The organism is Myxococcus sp. CA039A (assembly GCF_013336645.1).
Classification (GTDB): domain Bacteria; phylum Myxococcota; class Myxococcia; order Myxococcales; family Myxococcaceae; genus Myxococcus; species Myxococcus llanfairpwllgwyngyllgogerychwyrndrobwllllantysiliogogogochensis.
Genome location: NZ_JABUMQ010000818.1, coordinates 1 through 409, shown reverse-complemented (window position 1 = coordinate 409; position 409 = coordinate 1). Strand labels below are relative to the sequence as shown.

The 409-nt window shown below is 66.0% G+C and carries 1 pseudogene; it reads right to left on the bottom strand.

Annotated features, from left to right (window positions below):
- Window positions 1-285 (bottom strand): annotated as a pseudogene (locus HR086_RS47750) (drug/metabolite exporter YedA); the annotation flags it as partial.
- Window positions 286-409 lie beyond the last annotated feature (124 nt).

The following is a 409-nucleotide window of genomic DNA, read 5'->3' as shown; positions in this document are numbered from 1 at the left end:
GCCGTTGCCCAGCACCAGCATGGTCACGCCCATGATGACCAGGTTGCGCCATTGCCGCAGGGTCGGGTTCGGCAGCTTCCAGAACAGGCGCAGCGCCAGGAACATCAGGCCGCCGGCAATGATGAAGCGGCTGCCGGAGACCATCGTCAGCGGCAGTGCGCCGCCGTGCAGGGCCTTGGCGATGCCCAGGTAGGTCGAGCCCCAGACCACGTAGACCAGCAGCAGTGCCAGCGCGACAAGGCCACCCCGGGGGGCAGCCGCAGACGAAGAGGGGGGAACCGACATGACACACCAGGGAGCCGGGGGAAGGCGGATTCTAGGACGTTTTGAGTATGGTCCGGGACCCCATACGGTGGCACGCTGTCATCCATCCATGCACCCTGCTCTGGTCTGCTACCCCGTGTTGACG